Genomic DNA, 24671 nt, shown 5'->3' on the forward strand with positions numbered 1-24671 from the left:
TTCCCGCTCATTAAACGGAGAACAACCATGGCTGTGGTTAATTCAAATAAGAATATGCTTATCCTCTTGTGCCTCTGCATTAGTCTTTCCGCCTGCGGCCTGGGAAAACAAGGCCCCCTGGCGACCGAAGAAGACACGCCTGCAGAAGAAACACCGTTTCCAGATTCGTATTCCTTAATGGTCAACGAACAAAACGAGATGGTGTTGCATACCAATCAGGAAGAAATGCCTGAGAATACCCAACACGTTTCGCTACCTAAATATAGGGAACCCACCGCTGCCAAGAAGTTATTAATGGGTTCTGGCGCCTGGTTGAGCATGCCTGAGCAACAAACCTATCAAACGCTACTACCCCAGCCCGAACTTTTTTGCGCGCCGATCGACAATACGGACTATGCGACAGCCGTCGAGCAATTAGGCGGTTTTCACAAAACCATACATATCGGAATCGAACCGGACGCCAGCACGCCGCGTTTTCTCGATGGTATTGAAAAACCGTATTATGGCATCGGCCTGGGAGGAGGCTTGGCCACTGCAAGCCCAATGGCCGATGGTAGCGAAGCTGCACAAGTCTCGATACAACGACCCAATCGCGTGGCCCGTTTTCAAAATACCGGATTTTATTTATCCGATATCTATGGTTTGATCGCGGTGTTGTTCGATGACAAATCGCAGATCAAGGTGTCCTGTGCTGTACCACTACCGGGTAATGCGGTCAATTTTCTGGTCAACCAGGATTCTTTAATCGTCTTAGTACGCAGCAGTAATAGCCGACACACTGGGCTATTGCAATTCAAGACCGATGGCCAACTGGGTCTGACCTTCCACGATGCCTTGTTTTTTGAGAACACACGCTTGCTCGACGCCAGGCTGTTTAATGAAACACTAGCACTTTATGTCGCGGAAGAAGAACCCTACGATCGGCCGGTGATCAGCCCACAAGCCGATTTCATGCCGATATATATTCCACCGGTGAAGACACTCAATCACCAGCTCAAGGTTATCGACACCAGCTCTGGACTGGAATTAAAACACACCGAAGTATTTGCGCTAGAAGAGACTCCACCGGATTTTGCCGGACCGGAAGACAGCTGGTATTCAAACTACAATACCTTTCTCAGCGCCAGCGGCCAATATCTCATCGTCAGCGAACGCAAGACGCACCGCTATATCTCGCACTATGAAACACGCAAGCACAGTCGTTGTCAGGAATGGACATCACGCGAAGTGTCTTACCGCTACTGCAGAACGATTTGGAAACAGGTGGAAAACCCCGACTATGTACCACCAGGCGCCTCAGGCACGGTGGTCTGTACCGGTTCACTACTCGACTGTATTAAACAACGTGGCCCACAATTGAGTCGCTATATCAATGTTGCCGATGGCCAGGAGTGTCGCGACGGAACCTATACCACAAGTTCGTGCAGCCGCTATAACTACGAAACCTATCAAGTACCGATCTTCGCCAATGCGGAGTATACCCATTTCAATATCTACCGTTTCGTGAACGGCGAGTTTATAAAACTCGATGATCAACTGGGCGTCCTGAAAGACAATGAATTACTCAGCAGCAACGCGCCATTGCAAATCGAAGGGCATGTGCAAAAACACGATCACCTGAAATTTATTGGTGATCAGTTATACGCGGTGAGCCACGCTAACGGCGGCAAATCACACTTTCTGAATACGTTTTCCGTGGTTGGCAACTCAGCCATACACGTCGACAAACAATTGCTAATGACGACGCCTGGTTATGCCAGTATCGCGACGTATTTTACGCCGGATAAAATTTATGTCAGCGAAAGCAGTTATCAATACAGCAGTACCTTGCAATGGAGCAATATGCAACTGGTTTCCATTAGCAATCCGATTAAACCAAGTAAAACCGGCACCACCCGCGTGCCCACGCAATTCGATCAACTGTTTTTTGGCCAGGACACGCTCATAGGCGTAGGGCGAGTGACGTTAAATGATGAGGATGCCAACTTCGACATGACGCTGGGCAGTGTTACCAGTCTGGCCAGCGACGGGAATGAAATCGGCAGCGTGTTACTAGGTAGCGATTATCAGTTTTACAATCACAGCGTAACAGGCGACGACCAGGTGCTGGAACTCGACAGCGCACTCAATCGATTAATACTTCCCTATCACGTACAACATCCTATCGCCAACCTCACTGCGGCGCCGGCCTTGAATCGTCTGAGTATGATCGACTTTGACATGACAGGCCCAAAGGAAGAAGTCACCTTCGAACTTCCTGCGCAACCCAATCGCACGCTGAGCATCGCCAGCGATCTCGCTTTCTCATTCAGCGATGCCTTTATTCATAGCCTGACCAAGGGTGAGAATTGGCAAAAAAACGCGGTCTTTGATGGCGAAGTTCCCGCTTCGATCTATTATTCGCGCACGGTGGAGCAGCAAATACAAAAGTTTGTCCGCGCTGATCAATTTGTCTTTAAGCTGGTCGACGCGGCAGATGGCGCGACAGGTAACATACTGGATAGTCTGTCGATACAGCGTGCCTCAAGTCAGTTCTGCGTTAACGAGCAAGTGTATTTCGATAAGAACCGCATCCTGGTTGTACAGGAAAAACCGGGCGTGTATTTATCCTATCAGGATTGTGAAACCGAAGTCGCTGACAGACAGCTATTGCTTACCGGCTATCGTATCGCCGATAACAAACTCAGCTTGATCGAGTCGCAGAAAGAGTTACAGGACTTGTATCAATTGATCGGTTGGGATTTGCAGTGTGTGCTTGACATAAACAACCGCGAAGGAAAAGAGTTGCAAGAACCACCTGCCGACATGAGCTCAGTCAGTTGTTACCCCCGGCAGGAATACGACACGCTGATGAACAGCGCTATTTGATTTCACGCACCGCGCGAAAACCGATAGAAGGACTGTGACTGGCAATCGTCGCCGCCATGCGATCGGTAACGCGCGCCGCTGCGGGGCCTTCGTGCCACGACCCTCCGCGTAACACACGATTGCTCGACTGACAGTTGCGTGTCCACTCACGAGCGTCCTCAGGGGCGCCTTCGTAACTGGGGTGATAACAATCCCCCACCCATTCGCGCGCATTACCACTCATGTCGTATAGACCAAAGGCATTTGGTTTTTTCTTGGCGACTGCTTGTGGTGAAGTCAATTGACCAGTGGAATACCAGGCAACTGAACCAGCGATATTGTCACCACAAAAATCATTATTCTGAGCGGCACGACAGGCATATTCCCATTCCGCCTCGGTAGGTAGACGGTATACGCCCTTGTCCTCGGCAGGTTTGTGTTTATTCAACCAATGCAAAAACGTACGCGCATCATTCCATGACACATACACCACCGGCCCCTGATCGCCGTGCTTATTGGCATTGATAAAATCGTCGTCGACGATTTTGATATTGCTGGACTCAAGGATATAGCGCTTGAACTGGGCCAGCGTAACTTCCGTCGACATCATTTGAAAACTATCGACCTTGACCGTATGCTGCGGCATTTCATCAAACTGCGCATCGACTCTTTGAGACGATGCTCCCATCTTGTACTCACCTGCGGGTATGCTAACAAAGTCCATGCCTAAAAAGTTAACGTAATGATCCGCACTCCACACCGTTGTCGACAAACTGCTCATGATAAAGGCAACAGACGACACGGCGGCGATTTTGAATTTTTTTGCTGAGATCAACATACGCTTTGCCCTCATGGCTTGCTCGCCGCAATGCGAAAACCATTACCGTAATACCAATTGCCCGGTTCACCGGCTAGACGATATGTGCTGCGCGAAAAGTCTGCGGCAAAACGCCACGAACCACCACGCAGTACACGCGCAGCGACGGTCTCGCTCTTGATCGGCACGCCGCGACGATATTTCGCACCGGCGTCATAACGCAAACGTTCAACCGTCAACGCGGCCTCGGTCTTGCTTAGTTTTCCTTTTTTTGCCAGTGTTTCCACCTGCGCGATATCTTGCTGTAACACCACGTCCTCGTCCGGGCTGAGACTATTCCACGCACTACCATCAAGGGGCGCGCCAACATAGTTATCGTGATACACATCTTCCACCCATTGCCAGATACTGCCTGACATATCATACAAGCCCCAGGCATTGGCAGCCTTGGTTGCCACATCGTGTTGATGTTCAGATTCCTTACGGTTTACCCAACCGACATCGAACACATTATCACTACCGCAATAAGTCTGTTTCTTTCCGGCGCGACAGGCATATTCCCATTCCGCTTCGGAAGGCATGCGATAGACCAGCGGATCATTGGCCGGTTTGTTTTTATTCATCCAACGGATAAAATCCTGCGCCTCGTGCCATGACACTTGCACGACGGGCGCATTGTCACCAAACGAATTGAGTCGTTGAAATTCTTCGGTATACAGTCCCCAATCGTCTTTACTGTCCACCTCACCGATGGCCTTTAGGTAACGCACATATTGTCCAGCAGTGACCGGCGTTGTCGCCATTTTGAAAGTACTTACGGAGACTTTGTGACGAGGGGTTTCGTTTTCGTTGGCGGTTTTATCAAAGGCGCCGCACCCGGGATCGACAGTCGGCAAGCCGAGAAAAACGCGCTTGCGATTTTCCTTGCGCATGCCTTCGGTCATTTTGCATGAACCCATTTGGAAATTTCCCGCCGGAATATCCACCAGTTTCATGCCCATGAAATTGGTAAACTCAGCGGCCGACAAGATTGGAGTAACTGCGAATAACAGTAACAACAACGACAAACGACTTTTATTCAGGACACGCATATTAACCCCATTCATTCTTGTGCGCGTTTGTATCAATTACCGATCAGGAGAACCAGCGCAAAAAGGCCGCGGCACTCAGTGCCACCACGCCGAATAACGTGAGCGTTTTCCAGGCACGACGCCGCGAACCATCGGCCCAGGCATGCGCCGAAATTACATAAAACAACGCGAGAATTCCACCAGACGTCGCGCAAAACAATTTAATAATGAACGCGACTTGTGCAGTCGCGTGCAGGTCTGGTGTTTCACCATAAAAATAAAAACTAATAGCGCCAAAACTAATACCACTTGCCGCCTGTGCGCCCCAGCCGATTAAAACCAGCCACGCCAGCTTTCTTTGCGCACCTTGTTTTTCTGCGGCCAGATATAGGGTGGCCAAAGCACCGCCGACGACGGCCATCGCACCGAAGTTATGGACAAGTTGCGTCAGTGCGTAAAACAGGTTTTCCCACTGCATCGGCTATTGCTGCGTCACCATAATACAGGTGGACTGGCCGATGGGCGCATGCGCCTTGTTGACCACTTTTAGACAGATCGAATGCTCACCCGGCGGCAAAGGGTCGAGCGTAAACGTTGCCTTTTTGCGGCGCAGAATACCCGCCTCTTTGTGATTCACATAGATATGCGAGTGATCGCCACCGGGATCGGGTTTGATTTCGTATTTAACCGGAATAGACGCACCCGTGGAAAGCACGGCACCATCGGATGGGGTGAGAATTTTCAAATTCGGATCGGCTAACGCCGACGACATAGTGGTCGCCAAAATAATGGCAGACACCAACAAACTCAATGGGAAACCAATTCGGCCCATGCTTCTCCCCCCTCAGAAGTAGCGGAAATGTATAACATAGGGGAGTATTCGAGGCAAGGCAGCGCCCCTGCCCGCCGTAAAAATTACGCTATTTTATGGCTTTTAGATCAATCGCATCGAAACTGGTGACTTGTTGATGGGCAGCATTGGCGTCCACACTCGCATCGCGCACAAACCAGATGGTATGCATACCCGCCTCCCGTGCCGCATCCAGTTCTTCACGGATATCAGACAAGAATACGATTTCATCCGCGGGTAACCCGAGTTGACTGACGATGGTTTGATAGGCCGGGACTTCACGCTTGCTGCCAATATTGGTGTCGAAATAGCCGCTAAATAAGGGCGTCAAGTCGCCCGCATCACTAAAACCAAATAATAGTTTCTGCGCAAATACCGAACCAGAAGAAAACACATACAGGGCTAAACCCTGCTGGTGCCACTGGCGCAAGGCGCGCACGCTATCGTCGTAGATATGTCCAGTAAAACTCCCAGTACGATAACCATCTTCCCAGATCATGCCCTGTATGGCTTTTAATGGCGTGATTTTTTTGTCTTCCGCAATCCACTGTTTGAACTGAGCTATCACCTCGGCCACACTCAACTCCGCCTGCCCGGTAATGGTGCGCACCTCATCGAGCAAGGCCTGAACTTCTGGTTTTTGCGCATTGGCTTCGACATAGGTCTGAATATGCTCGCGGGCATAAGGGAAGAGCACTTCATGTACAAACGAAATCGATGAAGTCGTGCCCTCGATGTCGGTGACTATGGCTTTTATTGTCATCATGCTCCCCTGGAATAGATGTCGATTATCGATCTGGCGAAATTATAAGACCCTCACCGGAAAAAGAAAGCCATCCTTTGTTGTTCTCTATTGCAACAAGGCAGACAAACCCGGCTGCCCCTGTATCCAGCGCGTATGCACATCAAGATAGACATCGTGATACAAGCTATCGACATCTTGCGCCGACATAAACTTATTGGAGAATCCCTGACACACCGGATCAAATACCAGCTCAGCGGTCTTGATAAACTGCGCCATCAGGCTACGCGCGTCTTCATCGCCGACCGAGATGCGTATCGTGGTCAGACTAATACCCGCCTGTTTCAGCTTCTCTGCACTCATCTCTGAGTGACTGGTAAGCGCCGGACACAAGGCCATGGTATTCGGCTGACCGAGTGAGACCATGTGCGAGAAACTCGGCTCAAGACAATCGAAGAAACGGGTAAAGGCGGCGCGATCAATACTCGCGTCATTGATATCTATCGTGAACAAAGGCGCAGGCAGTCCCAGGCGCATATTCTGTTCGCGCAGCTTGGCGTTTTCATTACTGGGCAAGGCATTGCAATTGACCTTGATACTGGGATGCGAATCAAAGAAACGCGCCAGGGCAATCGTGTTTATCGTCTTGCGCATCATGCGTAATTCCAGGGTGCGCGAACCGTTAATTACCTCGAAGGCCTTTTCCGAATCGAGAAACGCTCCTTTGACGTAATACACATTCCAGAACAAGGTATCGTTCCATTGATATACGCGCTCCACGCCTTTGGCGTCTTTACACTTCACGCTTTCATTCTTGGGAATAAACATTTTTTCATTCGGACCGATGACCACACCGGCAGTGGTTACACCGGTACCGGCGATGTCTTTGGTATAACTATGAATCAGAAAATCCGGGCGTTCGAGGCGATTGTCGCGTAACAAGGGTTGATACAAAAATGGCGTCGCCACCGTGGTATCGAGTAATACAGTCAAATCTTCCTGATGGGCGTGCGCGCATATACCTGCGACATCGAGTAGATAGCCGTGGGGATTACACGGCGACTCCAGGTAGACATAGATGTTGCGTCCTTCCTTGAGGCGTTGTGCGTAAAGTTTGCGTGCCTCTGCAAGCGACTGTTTAAACGCATCGACTTCGTAACCATCGAACCAGTGGATTGCAATATCGAGATTACTCGGTTTGCCAAACCAGTCGGCGAGTAATTGATACGTGCCGCCATACACATTGCGCGAACATACGATAATGTCTTGATAGCCGAGTACATGACTCAATACCGCATCGATCGCCGCCATGCCGGAGTTAAAATTCCAGGCCATGTATTCGGTGGCATAAGGACCGCACTCCAGATCGACAATATGGTTGGCGAGACTAATAGAAGTCGGATTGAGCAAACGGGAATACACTTCGAGCAACGGTTCTTTGCCCTGAAAGGCATCGTCTATCCACTCGGTACAGGCGTATAAATAGGTGGCGGTGCGGGTAATAACTGGCGTTGCCGAAAAGATCGCCGAGACATTATCGAATATCGGATACGGCCCTTTGGCTATACGCGAGGATTGTTCAGGAACAACGGATTGATAAGTACGACGAAACGGGTTTTGTAGACTGTCGAGCAACTTTGCTAATTGAAAACATAAAAACTTTTTGGCATTAAACCAGGCAATGCGATCACGTCGATCGAGAGTGCTCATTTCCTTGATCGACGACTCCCACAACTGATGCAGATTGACATTAGCGTGATAGATATTCACCGCCAATTGATATAAAGCCTGACCGGTTTGCGAGGCCGGATCGATCGAAAAATGCGCCAGCTGTTCCCGCGCCAGACCATCGATATCAGTCGCCGTCGTCGTCTTACGACGCGGACTCAGACTGCGCGCAATCGCCAGAGATGCCGAATCTTTCCCATTGACCGTAGAGTTTTTCGCCATAAATCATTCCTTCGACGCCAAAAAATACCAAGTCTGCGCATCATCGTACAAGAAATTTGGGACTGGGGACAGACGGCACCGTGCCCAGACGCTATAATGCACGGACGGCAGTAACAAATAAAGATATCATCGAGCATAACGATATAGAGTCAGTAGACAAAACCCTGCCAAAAACCATGCCACAGGATAGACGGCATCAATGACCATAAAGGGATGCGGCGAATGTACGCCACGAAAATGTTATTCGACACTAACACGACTACTGGAAAGCCTACAGGTAAACACTTCACGGGTGTTTGGCGAATAATACTCGCGCTGCTGATACTCAGTGCATGCAGCGGCAACGAGCCTGTCCTTTTCTTCACCTCTGAACAATTATCACTGACACTAACAACCGAAGACATCCAGGAAGCCGAGATCAAAAAAGACCTCATCGGCAACCACTACGTCAGACTGCATTTAACACCTATAGCGCAACAACAAGTCAGCGAATTCACCGAAAAACTCATCGGCAAAAAAGTCAGCATCGCGTATGGTGATAAAAAGTTGTACCAGAATATACCGTTGATAAACGAGATGGCGATGATGCATATAGCGGTGCCGGCCCAAGATGAAACCGAAGCGCAGTCCATTGCGGATCGGTTTCGCTAGCGGGTAATCTCATACCTCAACTCCAGTCAACCACCCCAGAAAACTTACCCAGGCATCCTGATCCCATTGGTCGAGTTCATAGAGTGGATTTTGTGCCAACACTTTGAGTGCACCGCTGTTATTGTGTTTTTTAAAATGATCTACCATAGGTTTGGTGATGCGACATTTTAGTTGCGTCCATCCCTTTTTCGCATTGTTAGGTGCGGTATGTGAACGGTCATCCCATAATGCATTCCACATCCGAAATGTGTTGTACATCATCGCCGCTTCGATCGGTTTCAAATCAGCCGCATTAGTATTTCTGTTCTCTGACCGATTGCCACGGTGACTTTCCTTGAAGTGCGCTGAGATTTCTTCGAATGTTGCGTATTGACTGACCTTTGGTTTCCAGTGCACATGAAAATAGCCATATGCCGGTCTCTTTCCTGGCTCGATCGCACGTATGGTCCAACCGATTTCATGTGACGTGAGCTTGCCACTGCGATTTGTGGTCGCGGTATCATAGAATCGTGCAATATGTAGCTTAGCGTTTGGATCTTTGCTTAAGCGTTGAAATTCGTTGTATCCCATCATGGTTATGCCCCTCTCGCAATGTTGTTGATGGGAAGCAATATAGCGGATAGTTATATGCAAGGATGTGTTGTTTTTAACAATCGACCAGGTGTAACACCAGCACTTTCTCCTGCCTAAAAAAGTTTGTTATTCAGCTCATCCGCCCCATGAAATATCAGTTTGGGCGCTTTTGCGATTCCATTAATGCAAACAACACTTCTTATATTTCTTGCCGCTACCACAGGGACAGGGATCGTTGCGGCCGACGTGTCCAGCGGCGCGTTTTACCGGTTGGCGTGTAGGCATGAACTCATCTCGTCGATTGAGCCAGTAACGATGTATCTCTTGCGCGCATGGACTAATTTGTTTTTTTAGGTTCTCGGACTTTTCTTCCTCTAATTCATGACCACTCCAACCACCTTCTTCACAAAAAGCCAGAATCGGAATTAGCATTAAATCGATTTGTTCACCACCTTTACGCCATTCTTCAGTCGCTAACTTCATGCCCCGTAGATAACCTTCGCACCATTCGTCGACAATTAAATAGGTTTTGCCCTTCGATTCTCTTTCGTAAAAAATCGGTTCGTATTCTTCCGGGTAGTTCATAAGCACATGCGAGATGCTGTTCATGTGACGGAAGAGCAAGGACATCATGTTGTTCACTTCCTTCTCGTCTTTCCACGCGGGAGGATAATCGCCCCACATGTCTTCCATCCACTTAGAGGGTGGTATAGAAATTGGTCCGCTAACGATTGCGGTTAAATAACCATCCAGTTGCGGAAAAACCATGATGCCTACGTCTTTGTCCTCTGGCTCATCATCTTCATCAAAGCGGTCCAGGAGAAAGGCTTCCAGAAAGTCCATTTCTTCATCGTTGAGGAATTCGTTCAGGTTTTTCACTTTACACCTCTTGTTGTTGTAATTGACGCTATCACTGGTCTATTTTTCCATTGTTGTTTTGATCTATCAACGGCGGCAAAAACCACCACAATATCAATGCCGTTACCACCAGCGCCAATTGCCCCAGCGCCATCCACTCCACATGTATTTGTAACAAGGGTATCGCGAGGCTGGCAATCGCCGCGTTACCCATCATTTGTACAAAGCCTTGCGCCGCCGATGCCGCGCCGCGATTTTTCGGGAAACAGTCTAGTGACAACACCGTCATTGCCGGCGTGGCGATGCCCATGCCGAAGGTATAAAGCATTAGCGGCAGAATAGTCGTCAATAATTGCGGCGACAACAGCAAGGCCTGTGCAACGTTTAAAACCGTTCCCAGCGTTATCAATATCAAAGCCAAACCCACGGTACGCTGCGCATGCCAGCGATGGGCAAGATTTCCGCTCAACCATGCCCCCACAATCATTCCACCAACCATAGACGAGAACATAATGCCGAAGTCGTGCACATCGGTTTTCAGGAAATCGAAAATGACCGTAGGCGCACCGGCGATATACATAAACATGCCGCCAAAATTACAGGCGACGATAAACACCAGCGATTGAAAACGTCGGTGCACCAGGGTATTGCCGTAAACACGTAACACGTTGAGCGGATGAAATGACTGGCGCATAGATAGCGGTAAAGTTTCCGGCACGCGTAGCGACACCACCAAAAAAACCAAGGCGCTGTATATCGCCAGAAAATAAAACACACTGCGCCATCCAAAGGCCTCGTGTAGCGCACCGCCGACGATCGGCGCGACTGCCGGGGCAATCGCAAACATCATCATCACGCGAGACATCGCGCGCTGTGCGTCCTGGGGATTATAGACGTCGCGTATCATGGTGCGCCCGGCAGCCAAACCACCCCCGGCGGCAACACCCTGCAATAATCGAAAGAATAAAAAACTGGTGTAGTCGGTGGCCAGGGCGCAACCTATCGATGCCAGCAAATACAGAAACAACGTCGCCAACACCACCGTACGTCTTCCCAAACGATCCGACAACGGCCCCCAGAATAGCGTCGATATCGCAAACGCCGCCAGGTAAAAGGCGAGACTCTGCGAGAGTATCCCACGACTAATCCCGTATTCCGCCTCAATCGCAGGAAAGGACGGCAGATAGGTGTCGATGGTAAACGGACCGATCATGGTCAGCAGCGCGACAATGAGGGTCAGGTGTTTGGGTGGGTTCACCGTTTGGTTGTTTTGCACAGACGTATCCATAGGCGCGACAGACTGCCACATTATACTACGTCCGTAGTCAACTTAGGGCTTGGTTACCAGTCTTTGCAAAATCCGCTGGAACTCATCGACACTCATGTCCACGTATTCGACCACACGGCCATAAAGCATCGCCGTTGGTACGTTGCGGTCGCCGAGTTCTTTTTGGGTGTTATGCAAACAATAGAGTATTACCCGCTCTTTGCGGTTGAGACCGTCGCGGACATCGGGGAGGTTTTCGAGGAGTGTTTTGTAATCCATAAATAAAAAAATCGGGGGGCCGAACTCAGCCCCCCGATAACACATTAGTCGTCAGCGTTACCTGTTTGCAGGCGCACCACCGAGGTCGCATTCTCACGTATCGCTCTTCTACTAAAATGCATGGGCTTATACTGCCAGGTCGCGTATAGCTCCAACTGATCCGCAAAATGTGGGCTATACGGGTTACCACTTTGTCCAGGGGCAACGACATTCATACCGTATAACTCATCGCGACGTCCCAGGTGGACAATCTGATTGTAGGTACCGCGGTTCACCCAAGGAATTTGCGGAACCACGACTGCGCCAAGTTGCGTCCACTCAATATACGCGGCCGCTTGTAACCAATCGGCAGGAGAGCTAGAGGCGTGTTGACTTGTCAGCGCGCCAATAGTCTCATAAAGACTGCTCAACAATAAGTCGCCTACCGGGATGCCACCAGTGTAATCATATAGCAATGGGTTGGCAGGACTTTCATTTAGCAAGCGCCAGCTAAGATTGGAAACCAAACTCATTTCAAACAAGGTGTCGCCTAACTCGTCTTTGAACACGTTCTCGGTAAAACGCGTTATCCACTGATTGAAAATAGCAATCGACGGATCATCGTAGCGTCCATCAAAATTTAAATCGAATTGCAAACCATTCCAGTTTGCCAACAAACCAAGAACCCCAAGAATCACTGGGTCGTCCGACGTTGCAATACGCGTTAACATCGGTGCCAACAAAGTCGCAACAGGAACAACCCGGGATGCATTTGACGGCGTCTGTGTCGTCAAACCAGCAAGACGATTGATATCCGCTAAGGTTTCCACTGTCATACTGTGTGGCTGTTGTTTTTTCATCAGCTCCGAAAGCACGCTGACTCTATGTACCGGGCCCCAGCTGCCCAGGCCGTTAACCGAATTCGTCCAGTCAGCGCTTGGTCGATTATTCCAATTGACTATCCAGCCCTGGGCAGGATTTTTCACATGCGGCATGTCTTCCCATGCAACAAATCCTTGCCATTCATGTTGACCATCACCAGGACGTGGAAACCAGTACTTATCATTCGGTGATTTAATCGGAATCAAACCTAAATGCCAGTAAGCAATATTGCCTTTTCTATCCGCATACAACATATTGAAGTTCGGCACCCAACGGGACATTGCCGCGTCGACGCCTTCGATACCTTCAGCGGTTTGCATTTCCTGCAAGGCTTCAGCACTCTGCAATTCCAGGCCATAGCCGGAACGCTTTAGCACATAGGCCACGCCATCCGCTTGCGCGACCGCGTTTCCGTGATGATTGCTGCATAGCGGCACGACCACCGGATCGCTACCGCGAACATTGATAACTTCCGCCTGGCACTGGAGCGAAGTGGCGGGATCAACATAGATATCGGTGGTATCCGACATACCGGAAGTAAACGACCAGGCAAAATCTCTAGTAACCCCAATTGCCACACCGGGCAACCCGGGAAAAGAAATTCCATTCACGTTCAAGTCGCCATAATGCAGACTGGACTCGACTGAGATTTGCGGTACGGAGTAACCCATTTGCGGACCGCCTAACAACAAAGGCTTTCCATCGGCACTATACTCTGGTCCGACAACAATGGCATTGGAAGCACCCCGGCCCTTTACGCCGAGCTTCTCCATATTGTCATGCCAGCCTTTGTGTAGATTCTTCCATTTTTTACCGGCCTTCTTACTATGGTGCCCTTCATCATCGGACGGCATAGTCGCCGGTGGACTTGATTCGTCTTGCGTTGAGGAGATAGTGGTAACAGAGTCGCCGTCGTTCAACCAATGTGTATCGGCGAATATCGCGTTACCTGCTATCGGGCCATGCTTGGCCAGAAGCTCACCGTAGACTTCTGCATTTTCAAATTCCTCTAATCCATCAGATTGCCCGAACTGCCCAAAAATCAACTGTACTACGGCGACGCTATCTTCAGGACGCCAGGGCGCGGGAGTCAAACCTTGGGCGACATACTCGATCGGCAACATACCCTCATTCTGAGCCTTCTGTATCCAGGCATTAACACCATCGCTAAAAGCGTTATATTGCACACGCGTGGCTTCGTTAACATTGGCTAACATCTCGCTGCGTTTTGAATCCGGACCGAAGTAAATGCGCGCAAACGTATCACCTTCAATACTTCCTGGCCCCATCAATTCCGCCATTCGACCGCCGGCAGTACGACGCATTAAATCCGCCTGCCACAAACGATCCTCTGCTTGCGCATAGCCCGCGCCATACCAAAGAGCATATGCTGAATCGGCAAAAACATGTGGCACACCATATTCGTCACGAACAATCTTGACATCGGTATCATCGTCCGCAAAGACGGCGACAGGTTGGATAAGAAAGCCGCACAATAAAGCTGTGACTTTAAACAAGCCGTGACCTCTTCCACGAATCTGCATCTATCTTCTCCTTGATTTTCGGGTTTGGTTTATTGGATTTGTAAAGACATCTAAGAGTATAGCTGATCTATTAATTTCGGGGCATACGAAATTTTTCAAATGATAGCTGTATTCTGTACCAACAATGAATAGGCTGTTATGCCTATAGTGAAAATCAACAAATAGTGCAGAGTGTGATGCGGGATGAATGGCTTGCTGGACGACTTATTACTGCGCCCGCTTGACGCGAATTTTTGAACCCGCCACATCTTTCCCATTCAAATTCTTAGTTGCGGCCTTGGCCTCGCCGGGGCTGGGCATTTCGACAAAGGCGAAGCCTTTTGAGGCGCCTGTTTCTTTGTCCATAACCAGATTGCAGTACTGGACGGTGCCAAAGGCTTCAAACATCGTCTTAATTTCCGACTCTGTGGTAGAACGGGATAGGTTGCGTACGAGGAGTTTCATAGTTCCACCATGTATGGGTTTAGTCTAAGGGAAGCTGTAGGTGTGTTGGTGTCCCAAGCACAGGGAAGTTAGCAGGATTTATCGAGAAAAGATATCCGAGCGCACAAAAAAAGATAGTCATAATGCGCCCATTGGGGAAATTGCATAAACTAGTCGTGTCAATACGCTGCGGAGCTGGCAAACAAATGAAGAGTATTCAATTCGACCGATACGGCTCTCCCGACTATTTGCGCTTTGTTGAGAAGGCGATACCCTCGCCGAAGCCCGACGAAGTGCTGGTTAAAATCTGCGCCTCCTCGATTAACTCCTGGGACTGGGAATTATTGCATGCCAGACCCTTCGCCAATCGCGTGATGTTTGGCTTGTTCAAGCCGACTCGCTTAAAGACGCTAGGAATAGATATTGCCGGGTGTGTCGAAAAAACCGGTAGCGAGGTGAAGAAGTTTAAGGTCGGCGACAAGGTATACGGTGATCTTTCTGCCTGTGGTATGGGAGGATACGCTGAGTATGTCGCTGCGCCTGAATCTGCGCTTGCACACATGCCGGAGAACATCAGCTTTGAACAGGCCGCCTCAGTTCCACAAGCTGCGTTGATGTCGCTCCAGGGTTTACAACAGGCAGGTATTCGCGATGGACAGCATGTATTGATAAACGGCGCATCGGGTGGCTCCGGCACCTTTGCGATACAGATCGCTAAAACGTTTGACGTAGAGATTACCGGTGTGTGTAGCGGCGCAAAAATGGATTTTGTACGCTCGCTAGGCGTTGACCATGTCATCGACTACCAGACGCAAGACTACACCCGAAGTGGGCAACAATACGATGTCATCATCGATGCCCAGGCGCATCATGGCTTACGTAAATGCAAACGTGCGCTGTCGCCCGGCGGTAGTTATGTTGCACATGGTGGGGCTAGCGGAATTATCGCAAAGCTCATACTTTTTGGTCCTTTGTTATCGCGTATAGACAACAAAAAAGTTGCCATACTTTTTCACAAGGCCAACAAAGGCCTGGATGAGATTGGCGAGTTGCTTGCCAGAGGCAAGATCACGCCTGTAATCGATCAAGTGTTTCCATTCGATAAAACAATTGATGCGTTACGCTATTATGGTGATGGTCTGGCGAAAGGTAAGGTAGTTATTTCGATGGAATGAGTCGTTGTAAATATTTTTCAACCGGTGATGAAATACTTTCACCGTTCAGAATAGGATATTCGCTATTAAGCGCTTTTTCCCATCTTACCCACATAGAATATAGCGTTGATATGTCGCGGCGTTTGATACATGTTAGGCAGCATCAAACGACAATACTATGAGAGGAAATCCATGTTAAACCCTAACCAGGCCGCGCCAGACTTTAGCTGCGCCAATCAGAACGACACTACTGTTAAACTCTGTGATTTTGCGGGCAAAAAAACCGTTGTACTCTATTTCTATCCCAAAGACGATACACCGGGTTGCACCATCGAAGCAAACCAGTTCACCGCACTCGCCAGCGAATTCGCCGCTATTGATACCGTGATACTCGGCGTCAGTAAAGACGACTGCGCCAGCCACAGAGCATTTATCGACAAATACGGACTGGAAGTGGATTTACTCGCCGACACCGATGGTGAGTTATGCGCAGCCTACGGCGTGTGGCAGGAAAAAGAAAAGAACGGCGAAAAGAAAATGGGTATCGTACGTTCAACCTTCGTCATCGATCAAAGCGGGCAAATTATTCGTGCAGAATACGGCGTTACCGCCGATGGTCATGCGCAGGAGATATTGGGGTGGTTGAAGGCAAGGGAAGCGGCGAGTGCATAGGTAAAACTTTTTTCGTATTGCATGTCGCGAACGACTTAGGCGTTGATCGGCTCCGCATTATAAGGGGATGCGGGGTCGATCTCGAATTACATAATTCTGCAACATTTCTCTGTTTGTGACTTTAGACCAGTACCCGCCAAGATATCGAACTCAACGTTTATACCGCATATCATAGGTCCCAATTTGGGTACTGTCGGTCCCTTTTTGGGTCTTTTCGAGAGGTGGAGCCAAATCCCTTTGCAGCAGAAAACTGGGGATTTATCGCCCCAAACTTGCATCAAAACCCCAAAAAGCGTTATAAGGTGCGCAGCTAGTGAATTCAAAACCCATGACCAAACACCCACAACAACACAACCCCGCCTGGACCATGATATTTGCCGCCTGGCTAATCGCGGCATTCTCGACGCTGAGTAGTCTGTTTTTCAGCGAGGTAATGGATCTTATCCCGTGTGTGTTGTGCTGGTATCAGCGTATTTTTATGTTTCCGCTGGCGATCATTTTATTGGTAGCGCTGTTTCCACTGGATACGCGTGTGGTGAGATACACACTGCCGATTACGTTTATCGGAATGTTATTTGCGTTCTATCATATTTTGCTATTTTATGGCGTGATACCGGAAAGCCTGCAACCGTGCGGCAAAGGTATCTCATGCGCCGATGTCAGCATGGAATTGTTTGGATTCTTGCCGATACCGATACTCGCTTTTATCGCCTTTTTGTCGATTTTCGTTTTGTTGTTTAACACCAGGAAGCAAGCATGAACAAAAACATCATGATTTACGCCGCCATCTTCATTATGAGCGTAGGCTTTTCCCTCGCCGCGTATTTTTATACCACGCAGCAACAGACAGCCACTACAGAATTGGCTGCGTCAAACGCCGACGCACTCGCGCCGGCTCATGCCATGCGCAAAGGCAGCCCCGATGCCAAAGTGACCATCGTCGAATTCTTTGATCCGGCATGTGGCACGTGTAAACAATTTCATCCCGTCATCAAAGAATTGTTAAACAAATTTCCGACGCAGATTAATGTCGTCATGCGTTACTCTCCCTTCCATCAGGGTTCGGATGAAATGGTTGCCATATTGGAGGCCTCACGCAAGCAATCACAATTCTGGAACGTATTAGACATCATGTTTGAAACACAGGATTCCTGGGTCAGCAATCACGTCGCCCACCCCGAACTGTTCTGGGGTTATCTAAAAGGCTATGGCATCGACGCCGATCGCCTCCAGCAAGACATGCAAGACCCGAAGATCGTCGACGTTATTCAACGAGATCTTGCGGATGGAGAGACACTCAAAGTTGAAAAGACTCCGACGTTTTTTGTAAACGGCAAGCCATTACCGAGTTTTGGCTTTGATCAGTTTTGGGCGTTGGTGAAGAGTGAGTTGGAAGCGAATTATTAGATTATTTGGTGAGTGTCTGTGGGCTTAAACAATAGCTTACACAGCTTGATGATCCCGTTTAGTGGACTATCTTCCACGCCTTTTATTTAACCAGAAAAATAACGCGGATGTATCCCCGTGATTTTTCCAATTTGAACAAAATAAATCGACTGTTTCATAAAGAAAAATGGGGCGCTTCCCGATATAAGAAGTCACGGAAGACTCATGCAATCAACAACATGCCCTATTTCACCTGTAGCCAAACCCAAGTACGTCGGCAGCCCCACCTGCAGGTTCTACTCAGCATTTCATTTCTGTTCGTACTGCTCGCCTTATCCAATAACATTTTTGCTGAGCAAACCGCGTTATCGCCTGAAGAACAAGACTGGTTACATACACACGCTGAACTAAGACTCGGTGTTGACCCAGGCTGGCCGCCGTTTGACTTCGTCAATCAAAATGGGCAGCACGATGGTATTGCTGCCGACTACTTGAGGCTATTAGCCCGAAATCTCCAGATAGAATTCAGGCTCACGCGCGATATAAGCTGGAAAGACGTCCTGGACAAGGCAGAAAAGCGCGAAATCGATATTGTGTCACTGGCACAAACAACTCCGAGCCGTGAAGCCTATCTTCATTTTACTGATCCCGTTATTTCCTCACCATGGGTAATCATTAATCGGCGAGGTGAAACCATATACAACGATCTCGGCGCTGTCGGTAAGCGCAAGATTGCCATGGTAAAAGGCTACGCTATTGTCGAGTTGAGTAGGCTCAGTTTTCCAAACCTGGAAATTGTACAGGTCGATAACAGTCTGGAAGGGCTCAAAATGGTAGCAACCGGCAAGATCGAAGCCTTTGTCGAGAATCTTACTACGGCTAGCTATCTCATACGCTCACACGGGCTGATCAATCTACAAGTCGGTGGGGATGCAGGCCTCGGCCTACAAGAATTGCGATTTAGCATCCGTTCTGACTGGCCTGAGTTCGTCAGCATTTTTAACAAACAACTGGCGACAATCTCTCAAGACGAAAAAAGCCGGATATTGAGCAAGTGGGTCGGCTCGCAAGCTACGCAGTCTGAGAGAACAAATGTTGATAACCTCAGCAAAACAGAACTTCCGACTAGCGCAATTGTATTTTTCTTCATTATTGTCGTTTTTTGTCTGTATCTACTGCACCTCTCGCGCCAGGAAAAATTGTTTCTTCAATTTGGAACGCCGCGTTTTAAAGTCCTCGTATCACTTTTTATTGGTGGTTTTATCATTGTACTGTTCACCGTGTCCTGGTGGGTTGTTGATCAAAATAGGAAGAACACATTAGCCACTCTTGCAGGGACTCTCGAAACCGTACGTGATACAACATCCGAAGGTCTGATCGTTTGGATACAAAACCGCAGCACCTTCCTGAGCCACATCGGCACTGAATCTTCCGTGGTTGATTTTACCCAGGCATTGCTAAGATTGGAGGCGAACAAAGACACCATACTCAAATCGACAGCCCTGGCAGAGGCGAGAAAATTCTTCCAACATGAAGCGGGAATATTTCACGACCTGGGATTTTTCATTATCGATCGCAACGCGATTAGTATTGCGTCTGCGCGTGATACTAATATAGGAACGAAAAATCTAATCGCAATACAACGACCCGAGTTACTTGAGCGTATTTTTCAAGGAGAGGCGATATTCGTACCTGCGGTTTATTCTGACGTCGCTTTGGATAAGAATGAACCCTCTAACCGCAGACCACCGACGATGTTTATCGGAGCCCCCGTAAAAGATAAGAATGGCCATATTATCGCTGCGATCACGCAACGCCTGGACCCAAGAGAGCAGTTTTCACAAATGTTACAACTGGGAAGAATCGGCGAAACTGGCGAAACCTATGCCATCGATGCGAAAGGCCTATTGATCTCACAAAGCCGATATGTTGATCAATTGCGTACCATTGGTTTGCTAACCGAAAATCAAGACGCCGTTCTATCGATAGAAATTCGTAATCCACGGGGCAATATGCTGGAAGGTTTTCGTCCAGGTGTAGAAAGATCTCAACTTCCTCTTACGCATATGGCCAGTTCAGTTCTCAAAAAGGAACAAAAAACGAATGTTCAAGGGTATCTGGATTATCGTGGCGTGCCAGTATACGGTTCCTGGCGTTGGCTAGACGAACTGGGTATTGGTGTAACAACCGAAATTGATGTTGACGAGGCACTCGCCAGTTTTTACAACAATCGACAAATAATATATGGCTCGCTTGGGATATCGCTACTTCTTTCCGTTAGTGCGCTAATTTTTACGATACGAACGGGAACACGCTCGACGCAATTGTTGAAACAATCTCACGACGAACTAGAGGCAACCGTAGCCCAACGTACACAGGAAATTCGTGAGGCGCAGGCGATAGAGAAAGATCGTGCTATTGCATTAGAGCAACTTGCTTCGGGAAAACCATTGTGTGAGGTATTGTCATTTCTGATAGAGGGCTTAGAGCGTTCAAACAAGCACGGTCTGTTGTGCACGATTCATTTATATGACGAACCATCGCAAACACTTCTGCATTGTGCTGCCCCCAATCTACCGGATCGCGTGAATAAGGCAATGAGTTGTGTTGACGTTACACAAACGACATGCGTTTGCGGCGTAGCCGTTTTTAGCGGTAAACCTGTCATTGCCAAAGATATCGAATCTCACCCCGACTGTACCGCCTATCGAGAATTCGCGCGTGATGCCAATCTCGGTGCTTGCTGGTCGTACCCGGTTCTCTCCTCCAGTAACAGGGTCCTGGGAACACTCACCGGCTATTACCCGGAAAAACGGGAACCTGATGAAAATGAAATCGAACTCATACTCAGTTCTGCCAACCTCGCCGGTATCGCCATCGAAAAGAAGCAATCGGAGGCCGCACTCATTGAAGCGAAAAAACAAGCCGAACAGGCAAGCAAGGCCAAGTCAGAATTTCTCTCCAGCATGAGTCATGAACTACGCACACCGCTAAATGCGATTATGGGTTTTAGCCAATTGTTATTACTGGATGACGAGAGTGAACTACACAAGGAAAACTACAACGAAATCTACAAGGCCGGAGACCACTTGTTGACCTTGATCAATGAAATACTCGATCTGGCCAAAATAGAATCCGGCAAGGTATCGCTATCGATAGAAACAGTGAATATCACTACGGCTATCGGAGAGGTGCTTTCCCTGGTCACGCCACTGGCAAAACAACAAGGCGTTAGCATACATCATTCTACGCAACAGGATTACCACATACAGGCAGACTACAGTCGCATCAAACAAGTCTTGCTAAATCTCCTCTCGAATGCGATTAAGTACAATCAGAAGAATGGTAGCGTTGAGATACGCTATCAAACAACCAAAGACAAACATCTGCGTATCGAAGTTGTCGATACCGGCATAGGCCTGTCGCCAGAACAAATAACTGCCTTATTCTCACCATTCGAAAGAGTCGGCGCGGAAAATTCACACGTCGAGGGCACAGGTATTGGGCTGGTTATCACCAAGAATTTGGTGGAACTGATGGGTGGCAAGATCGGTGTTGAGTCGGACAAGGGGAAAGGGAGTAGGTTTTGGGTTGAGTTGCCGGTGGGAGATAATCTGAACTAGTTTCGAATTATACTGAAACCATGTTCGTGATTTGTGAATAGTGAATAGCAGCAATTGACTACGGGCTCATCACCCCATCAAGCTGCTGCAAAGCCTGGTCAAATGAATATGTGGCGTAATATTCATCTCCCTTTCTTACACAAACGCGTTTCGCTTTTTCGACGATCAACACGTCGGAGAAATCCATCTCACGGTTCTTTTTATTTGCGCTTGTTAGTTCCGTATTTGTTAGCGTTTGCAAGGTTTGCCAGACGGCATTACTGTCTTCAAATACAATATTTGGCTCTTTGAATAGCTGTTCGACCACGAGCAAAATGGATTTACGATCCAGGCAATACTTTCGCCCCTTCAGCGTCCACAGTGTTTCTACAAGAACAATGTCCGTTATCAGTACTTTCCTTTTCCCCTCGATCAAGGCATTGGCTTTTTTCGCCTGCTTGTCGTCATCCTGTAACAGATAACGGAGTAACACATTGGTATCGATACAAATCACTTCTTGTCCTTGCTTTTTTCTTCGATTGCACTTTGCAATGATTGCTCATCGCTCATCCGACGATCCGCTTTCACATGTCTCAGCATGCCTTTGGCTGCGCCTTTTTGTTTCTTTACTATGGTTATCTGTCCGTTAAAAATATACGCGTCCACTTCGTCACCAGGATGGATATCTGCTTGCAAACACAAGTCGATCGGAATAGTAATTTGCCGCTTGGCGCTCACACGTGCCATCTTCGCCACCTCTTTACCTATTTAGCATAGTAAAGAATAGGCCAGTCTTTACCATTTGGCAATAGTAAAGAACATATCAACTTTTTCCTTTTAATTCTTATCGTTAAATTCAGACAATTGGACAGCAGTTGTTCATGCGACTTGAAGTTGACCAATATAATACTGGTACTTTATACAGCTTTCAAGAATAGTCAGATTTAATGAAACACTCGGAATGGAAGAATTGGTTGAAGGTAATGCAGGCCAAATCCGCCATGTTCGTCTTGAAACTACGTCCACTTTCATGGAAGAGCCCATACGCTGGGACAAGCATTTTCGTGACGCCACGAAAATGGTCAAACGCGGCCAAGCGCTGACTGGATTCCGCCATCACTTGCAAATTGCGTATCACGACATCTTGTACCAACTGCGATGCATAAAACTGCTGTTTTCTCTCAACATATTGCTCAATGCTTTGATTGCAATCCAACATATGCTCAAGATAAATGGCATTGTCCTTTGCGCTCATAAACTTCTGGCCTCACGCAGAACCTTCTTGCGAATTTTTGGATGCAGGGAATTTTCGGTAACCACGTCCACCTTCAGATGCACCAAGTCGCTCACATCCACCAGAAAACCAGACAGCGCTAAAATCTGACTCCGATATTGATTGACCAAGGCATCCATTTGCGGTTGCTCAAGCTCGCGCTGCGAATCGCCGCCGATCGACAGTTTCTTCATGATACTCACCAGCTCCAGAAAAATCGGACAGTACGTATTCGCCTGATAGACCACCTGATTACCAAGCAACTCTTTCAGCAACAAACCCGTCTCTGCCAGTTTAGTTAGTTCCTTGTGCAGCGTACCAGCACTGGTCCCGGTCAAACGGGCGATTTCCCGCACGTGATAGCTATTTTCTGGATTTAATAGCAGCAAACCAAGTACGTGTCGGCGGTAATCCTTGAACAGCAATTCCGACAGTGATGATTTCATTCCAGACACCTATCGTAGCCATATCGACTACATTTGCAGCCTTTTTTGCTACATTTTTCAAGCTGCCGAATATGTGCTGTATAAACAGTTACTTAACAGTTACCCAATCAACCTGGATTGCTAGTCTAAGTTGCGCTAAGCCTCACCCGCTTATCCAAGATCCGCACGATGTCTTTCAGGTCGCACCACTCATATTGTCCAAAACATGTCGTACCAGAATGTATGCACAGCGAATAACGCGCACTGTCAAAACCAAGCTACTCTTTCTCTACATCCTTCATCGTCGTCACCAGACGGTCAAAATCGCTTATGTATTCTTCATCCTGAATGACACGAAATTTTTCAAACTCGGTTTCGGCCAAGGCTTTAGCTATACTGGATGTCACTTTACCCGCGTCATTGAGAAGCTCGTATTCGTTGAAGGCGAGAAAGCTGTCGAGTTTACTCACCCAATCTTGCATGTTCATCAAACGCTTCCGTAGCGCCCGACCTTCAGCAAAATCGAGATACATGGATACAATCCGATTTAGTTCCTTGAGCTCATCTTCTGAAAGATAGTTCTTAACCACTGTGACATCTGATTTTAAAATCTTCCCGCTTGGCGCCTGCTTCCATGAACTCAGCCCCATATTTGGTTTTCCGACATCGACGCGTTCGTGAATCAATCCCGCCGCCGTATGCCCTGTGACCGCCCAATGGAGTTTATTCTGCACTTGAGCAAAAAAACTGCTTGGTAAGCTCTGCATCACGATTATAGTCGGCGGAACACTGCGCATAGATATCCGTAATCTTCTGGTAAAACCGTCTCTCTGAGGCGCGAATCTCCCGAATACGCTCCAGCAACTCATCGAAGTAATCCTTGCCCCAGCTCTTCCCCTGCTTCAATCGCTCATCATCCAATACAAAGCCTTTCATGATGAACTCGCGCAATGTTTGAGTTGCCCAGATACGAAACTGCGTGGCCTGGTAGGAATTAACCCGGTACCCGACCGATACAATCGCGTCCAGATGATAGACATTGGTGTTGTAGGATTTGCCGTCGGCAGCAGTTATTCGAAAAATTCGAATAACTGAATCCTCATTCAACTCATTGATCTTAAATATTTCTTTTAAATGATAATTTATCGTCTGGACCTCAACGCCAAACAATTCGGCCATCTGCTTCTGCGTTAACCAAAGATTCTCTTCCAGGAAATAGACGGCCAGACGAACCGCACCGTCGGGACCGGTATAAAAGACGATTTGTGATTGAGGCTCGACATCCACGGAATTGACCTTGATTTGAGTGAATGAAAGTGAAGGGCAATATTACTGTATATATGCACAGCTTACAAGGCCTTGAACCCCACTACGGTCCGCAGTATGTTTTTTTGAACTGATCACCCACATACGCAAGAATTGCTCGT

23 protein-coding genes and 1 pseudogene are annotated in these 24671 nt (G+C 48.2%); 7 read left to right on the plus strand and 17 right to left on the minus strand.

Annotation, left to right across the window (positions count from 1 at the left end; genetic code table 11):
* Window positions 1-27: 27 nt before the first annotated feature.
* Window positions 28-2868 carry a hypothetical protein gene (locus OEZ43_11295; protein MDH5546172.1) on the plus strand — a complete coding sequence of 947 codons (2841 nt, stop codon included), beginning with the start codon at window positions 28-30 and terminating at the stop codon, window positions 2866-2868.
* Here the strand turns inward: OEZ43_11295 and OEZ43_11300 are convergent.
* From OEZ43_11300 to OEZ43_11325, 6 genes are all read right to left on the minus strand, one after another.
* The gene (locus tag OEZ43_11300) at window positions 2861-3700 is read right to left on the minus strand and encodes a formylglycine-generating enzyme family protein (GenBank protein ID MDH5546173.1); all 840 of its coding nucleotides are present in this window, start codon (window positions 3698-3700) and stop codon (window positions 2861-2863) included. The two genes, OEZ43_11295 and OEZ43_11300, sit on opposite strands and share 8 nt — an antisense overlap.
* Window positions 3697-4755 carry a formylglycine-generating enzyme family protein gene (locus OEZ43_11305; protein ID MDH5546174.1) on the minus strand — a complete coding sequence of 353 codons (1059 nt, stop codon included), beginning with the start codon at window positions 4753-4755 and terminating at the stop codon, window positions 3697-3699. Before OEZ43_11305 ends, OEZ43_11300 begins: the two co-directional genes overlap by 4 nt.
* A 43-nt stretch (window positions 4756-4798) precedes the next feature.
* A complete protein-coding gene (locus OEZ43_11310) occupies window positions 4799-5212 on the minus strand; it encodes a hypothetical protein (GenBank protein ID MDH5546175.1) in 414 nt (137 codons plus the stop codon).
* Window positions 5213-5215: 3 nt separating this feature from the next.
* Entirely contained in the window at window positions 5216-5566 is a 351-nt protein-coding gene (locus OEZ43_11315) for a hypothetical protein (GenBank protein ID MDH5546176.1), read from the minus strand.
* 88 nt (window positions 5567-5654) lie between these two features.
* Entirely contained in the window at window positions 5655-6347 is a 693-nt protein-coding gene (mtnC, locus tag OEZ43_11320) for an acireductone synthase (GenBank protein ID MDH5546177.1), read from the minus strand.
* Between the two features lie 87 nt (window positions 6348-6434).
* Entirely contained in the window at window positions 6435-8276 is a 1842-nt protein-coding gene (locus OEZ43_11325) for a PLP-dependent transferase (protein ID MDH5546178.1), read from the minus strand.
* Window positions 8277-8498: 222 nt separating this feature from the next.
* On the opposite strand from OEZ43_11325, the gene OEZ43_11330 reads away from it, so the two are divergent.
* Window positions 8499-8927 (plus strand): hypothetical protein, encoded by a 429-nt coding sequence (locus tag OEZ43_11330; protein MDH5546179.1) that lies wholly within the window; start codon window positions 8499-8501, stop codon window positions 8925-8927.
* Window positions 8928-8936: 9 nt separating this feature from the next.
* Here OEZ43_11330 and OEZ43_11335 read toward each other — a convergent pair whose 3' ends face one another.
* The 6 genes from OEZ43_11335 to OEZ43_11360 all read right to left on the minus strand — a co-directional run bounded on the left by OEZ43_11335 (window position 8937) and on the right by OEZ43_11360 (window position 14753).
* Window positions 8937-9500 (minus strand): hypothetical protein, encoded by a 564-nt coding sequence (locus OEZ43_11335; GenBank protein ID MDH5546180.1) that lies wholly within the window; start codon window positions 9498-9500, stop codon window positions 8937-8939.
* A gap of 180 nt (window positions 9501-9680) precedes the next feature.
* Complete coding sequence (locus tag OEZ43_11340) at window positions 9681-10379, minus strand: UPF0149 family protein (GenBank protein ID MDH5546181.1); 699 nt, start codon at window positions 10377-10379, stop codon at window positions 9681-9683.
* A 31-nt stretch (window positions 10380-10410) separates the two neighbouring features.
* The gene (locus OEZ43_11345) at window positions 10411-11667 is read right to left on the minus strand and encodes a multidrug effflux MFS transporter (GenBank protein ID MDH5546182.1); all 1257 of its coding nucleotides are present in this window, start codon (window positions 11665-11667) and stop codon (window positions 10411-10413) included.
* A gap of 21 nt (window positions 11668-11688) precedes the next feature.
* Window positions 11689-11904 (minus strand): hypothetical protein, encoded by a 216-nt coding sequence (locus tag OEZ43_11350; protein ID MDH5546183.1) that lies wholly within the window; start codon window positions 11902-11904, stop codon window positions 11689-11691.
* Between the two features lie 44 nt (window positions 11905-11948).
* Window positions 11949-14309 (minus strand): penicillin acylase family protein, encoded by a 2361-nt coding sequence (locus OEZ43_11355; GenBank protein MDH5546184.1) that lies wholly within the window; start codon window positions 14307-14309, stop codon window positions 11949-11951.
* A 207-nt stretch (window positions 14310-14516) separates the two neighbouring features.
* Window positions 14517-14753: an RNA-binding protein gene (locus OEZ43_11360; protein ID MDH5546185.1), complete on the minus strand. Its 237-nt coding sequence runs from the start codon at window positions 14751-14753 to the stop codon at window positions 14517-14519.
* Between the two features lie 185 nt (window positions 14754-14938).
* Between OEZ43_11360 and OEZ43_11365 the strand changes: the two genes are divergently transcribed.
* The 5 genes from OEZ43_11365 to OEZ43_11385 all read left to right on the plus strand — a co-directional run bounded on the left by OEZ43_11365 (window position 14939) and on the right by OEZ43_11385 (window position 21567).
* Window positions 14939-15907 (plus strand): NAD(P)-dependent alcohol dehydrogenase, encoded by a 969-nt coding sequence (locus OEZ43_11365; GenBank protein MDH5546186.1) that lies wholly within the window; start codon window positions 14939-14941, stop codon window positions 15905-15907.
* A 171-nt stretch (window positions 15908-16078) separates the two neighbouring features.
* Window positions 16079-16558, plus strand: a complete 480-nt coding sequence (locus OEZ43_11370) for a peroxiredoxin (protein MDH5546187.1) — start codon at window positions 16079-16081, stop codon at window positions 16556-16558.
* A 367-nt stretch (window positions 16559-16925) separates the two neighbouring features.
* Entirely contained in the window at window positions 16926-17318 is a 393-nt protein-coding gene (locus tag OEZ43_11375) for a disulfide bond formation protein B (protein ID MDH5546188.1), read from the plus strand.
* Window positions 17315-17965 (plus strand): DsbA family protein, encoded by a 651-nt coding sequence (locus OEZ43_11380; protein ID MDH5546189.1) that lies wholly within the window; start codon window positions 17315-17317, stop codon window positions 17963-17965. Before OEZ43_11375 ends, OEZ43_11380 begins: the two co-directional genes overlap by 4 nt.
* A 131-nt stretch (window positions 17966-18096) precedes the next feature.
* Window positions 18097-21567 (plus strand): transporter substrate-binding domain-containing protein, encoded by a 3471-nt coding sequence (locus OEZ43_11385; protein ID MDH5546190.1) that lies wholly within the window; start codon window positions 18097-18099, stop codon window positions 21565-21567.
* A 58-nt stretch (window positions 21568-21625) separates the two neighbouring features.
* Here the strand turns inward: OEZ43_11385 and OEZ43_11390 are convergent, their stop codons facing one another.
* The 5 genes and pseudogenes from OEZ43_11390 to OEZ43_11410 form a co-directional block, all read right to left on the minus strand.
* Window positions 21626-22060 (minus strand): type II toxin-antitoxin system VapC family toxin, encoded by a 435-nt coding sequence (locus OEZ43_11390; protein ID MDH5546191.1) that lies wholly within the window; start codon window positions 22058-22060, stop codon window positions 21626-21628.
* Window positions 22057-22293, minus strand: coding sequence for an AbrB/MazE/SpoVT family DNA-binding domain-containing protein (locus tag OEZ43_11395; GenBank protein MDH5546192.1), 237 nt, complete (start codon window positions 22291-22293; stop codon window positions 22057-22059). Before OEZ43_11395 ends, OEZ43_11390 begins: the two co-directional genes overlap by 4 nt.
* Before the next feature lie 181 nt (window positions 22294-22474).
* The gene (locus tag OEZ43_11400) at window positions 22475-22801 is read right to left on the minus strand and encodes a hypothetical protein (GenBank protein MDH5546193.1); all 327 of its coding nucleotides are present in this window, start codon (window positions 22799-22801) and stop codon (window positions 22475-22477) included.
* Window positions 22798-23265 (minus strand): ArsR family transcriptional regulator, encoded by a 468-nt coding sequence (locus OEZ43_11405; GenBank protein ID MDH5546194.1) that lies wholly within the window; start codon window positions 23263-23265, stop codon window positions 22798-22800. Before OEZ43_11405 ends, OEZ43_11400 begins: the two co-directional genes overlap by 4 nt.
* Window positions 23266-23522: 257 nt before the next feature.
* Window positions 23523-24531: pseudogene (locus OEZ43_11410) on the minus strand (virulence RhuM family protein).
* Window positions 24532-24671 lie beyond the last annotated feature (140 nt).

It is taken from the genome of Gammaproteobacteria bacterium, from assembly GCA_029881255.1.
In the GTDB taxonomy this organism is placed as follows: Bacteria; Pseudomonadota; Gammaproteobacteria; order S012-40; family S012-40; genus JAOUMY01.